The following is a 2,881-nucleotide window of genomic DNA, read 5'->3' on the forward strand; positions in this document are numbered from 1 at the left end:
TACTGCAAGACCTTCCGAAGCGAATGCTCACGACTCGGCTAGCTCGCGAACGTGCCGCGCATACGACTCCATATCGGCGTTCAACAAATCCACCGCCAACTTGCGGCTCCAGGAAGGATCAGGGATGCGCGCGAGCAGCATGGCCGCCATGCTCGAGCGCAGGTCACGCGAGGACTCCAGGTACCGCATACGTTGGTCGAGATCCGCATCGGGCCGCAGCCCGTCCGAATCCTGCAACGTGCGCGCGGCGATGATGGGCAACGCCAGTATGCCGTCATCACAAACGATGTCCCGGTATATGGCGAGCAGATTCAACGCAGCCTCGAGCCGGTCTCTATCCCTCTGCTCCAACGCGGTGGAGACCAACGGCTCCACGATTCCCGCTCCCGCCAAGGTCAGCAGCTTGTCCTGTACGAAATCCGGCTTGTGCCAGGGATTGCCATCATCAAGCTCGCCATCACCATCCGCATCGCCATCGGCATCAGCCTCGGCATGGTCGAGGAAATAGCGATACGCCTCGATGACGTGGTCCGCATCGAACAGGTACAGTACATCGGATTGCGGGAACGGACGGCCATCATCCGCGACGCCATTCTCATCCCCGTCATCGGGCGCGGCAGAACCCTCACTAGACGAAGGACGGAGACCGCCTTCCGCCTCATGCAGCTTCATCTCCATCGCGGCGGTCTCGCCACGCCGCATCGCCGCGGCTATGGCGCGATCGCGCAAATCCGATGCCACCAATTCGGTTTCGTTCGCGTTCAACGACACATTGGAGTACGGAAGAATGCAATTGAGCGCCTCATCGTACTGTTCAATGAGGAACAACCTCGCGATATACGCGCTGGAGGTATCCCCTTCGCCCCAGCCAAGAAGGACATGGGCCGCCAACCGGCATGCCGAAGTCAGGAAATCAAAAGTGGCGTCCAGATCCTCCACATCCGCATCGGCTATCTGCTGGCGAAGCTGCAACTCCTTGCCCCAAATCATGCGGAACAGCCAGCCGAACACATCCTCATCATCAATCATGGAGACTGAATCAGATATAAATCCCTCGCCCTGGGCAACCAAATCCTCATCACGGGTGCGAACTGCCAAAGCGATGATATCGGCGGGACTCGTCTGCCCGAACACATGATAGGACCGCTGCACCAAGGCATCATCGAAGCCATCCGGCAACGGAACCAGCGGATCCTGCCACATCCGGAAATCCGCAACCAGACACTTCAACTCCTCGACATACCGCCGCTCATCCAACCGAATGGACATCCCCACTCACCCTCCTTTGCACTACCATCCCAGCACACAACCAACCGTCACGCCATGGGCAGCGCCGTACACACGCCAATGACGAACAACGCCTCGGCAGTGAGCCAGAACGCGGCCGACCACTCACCACACGACTCACGACGATTATCCACACAAAAATACACGGCAGCCAAATCCAACGGGAACCACAGGAACCCGACGAACAACGCAACCAGCGGGGCAGCCACCAACGCGAAACCGCTCACATGACGGGTCAACGCGATGCCGATGGCCGCGACCAAGCCAACCACGCCGCCACCATACGATATATAGCGAGGAAGAATATTCGACCCACGATGCCGATCCTCCCGGTACAGGAACAGGGAACCCGACACCAGCAGTACACCGGCCACCAAGCCAATCACCCACCAACCACCCGACGCGGGCTGTGCCAAAGGCGCAGGCAGACGATCAGACGACCAATCCACGAAATCCCCCGGCTTCAACAAGCCCGTCGCCACATACCGGTCCCACAACCACCTACGACCAACCTCCTGACCCACAAACGAACCAACCGCAAGCATCGCCAAGGAACCGAACATCACGAAAGGCACGGTCAGACGAGGCCACAAACTGCCAATCGCGTAAACGATGAACGGAGACAACGCTATCGACGTAAACACAATGACGAACACCCCAACATTGGGGACGGCCATCAACGGCCACCAATCACCCGACCCATTCGCCTTCGCCACATCCATGAACACTACCTGCACCACCACGGACACCACAAAAACAAACAGGAACCACAAAGACTTCAACACCACGCCACGCATTCCGAACGCACGACGCCCCGGACGCGGACCATGCAGATGAGGAACCGTCAACGCCAACAAACCATGACTCTCATACTCCAGAGTCGGACCACCATTCGCCGAGGAACGACCCCGGATATCCTTCTCGACAGTCTTCAACATATCCCTGACCACGGGATTATTCTGATCGGAGGCGAGAAGACGCCGACGAAGATCCTCATTCTTCTCATCCTCCGAAAGCTCCATCCACCGCGCGTAAGCCTCCCGCCCACGCTCAGCAGCATCCGGTTTCCTGCTCATCGTCAATCATCCATCCTTTATAGATCACTGATACCAACTCGAATGGCATTAGATGCCTCAGCCGCCCCATCAGACAACTTTCCCGGTGCCTGATATATGGTCTTGAAATTCCATAACTGATCTGGATCCGGAACGAGCGTCTTGAAATAATCCTGTGGCGAATGCTTCCACTGCAGACCACCATCCGCAGTCGGATTCACAAACGGCTCCACCACTTTCGCCGTATTCAACGTGTCATACGTCGCGTTGACATACGCCAAAAAATGCTGGCCAATATTCATGGTGTCCCACACCGTCCGATGGGTGTCGACAGCGGCGATATTCTTCATGTCGTGGATACCCCGAAAATCGGTATACCCGGTTCGAGCATTCATGACTGTGTCGCCGATGGACCACCCGTGGCCTTTGCTCCAATCTCCGAATCTCTTGAACTGACCATCCCAGAAATCCCTCATCACCGTGTTGTTTGGGTTAGAATGAGCGGCATTCGCGGCCTGTTTCGCATCCTGCCAACCGGA

The 2,881-nt window shown here is 57.2% G+C and carries 2 protein-coding genes and 1 pseudogene; all 3 read right to left on the reverse strand.

The genetic code is table 11. The features are described from left to right. Positions 1 to 27 precede the first annotated feature (27 nt). Positions 28 to 1,269 carry a hypothetical protein gene (locus ACEUKI_RS10685; protein WP_374156876.1) on the reverse strand — a complete coding sequence of 414 codons (1,242 nt, stop codon included), beginning with the start codon at positions 1,267 to 1,269 and terminating at the stop codon, positions 28 to 30. Between the two features lie 47 nt (positions 1,270 to 1,316). Next, positions 1,317 to 2,363: a hypothetical protein gene (locus ACEUKI_RS10690; protein ID WP_374156883.1), complete on the reverse strand. Its 1,047-nt coding sequence runs from the start codon at positions 2,361 to 2,363 to the stop codon at positions 1,317 to 1,319. A gap of 17 nt (positions 2,364 to 2,380) precedes the next feature. Beyond that, positions 2,381 to 2,881: pseudogene (locus ACEUKI_RS10695) on the reverse strand (hypothetical protein); the annotation flags it as partial.

The organism is Bifidobacterium sp. 2450 (genome assembly GCF_041900695.1).
GTDB classification, from domain to species: Bacteria; Actinomycetota; Actinomycetes; order Actinomycetales; family Bifidobacteriaceae; genus Bifidobacterium; species Bifidobacterium longum.

Excerpts from the sequence above, each read along its gene's own strand:
- ACEUKI_RS10685 (WP_374156876.1), bottom strand. The coding sequence starts at position 1,269 with ATGTCCATTCGGTTGGATGAGCGGCGGTATGTCGAGGAGTTGAAGTGT.
- ACEUKI_RS10690 (WP_374156883.1), bottom strand. The coding sequence starts at position 2,363 with ATGAGCAGGAAACCGGATGCTGCTGAGCGTGGGCGGGAGGCTTACGCG.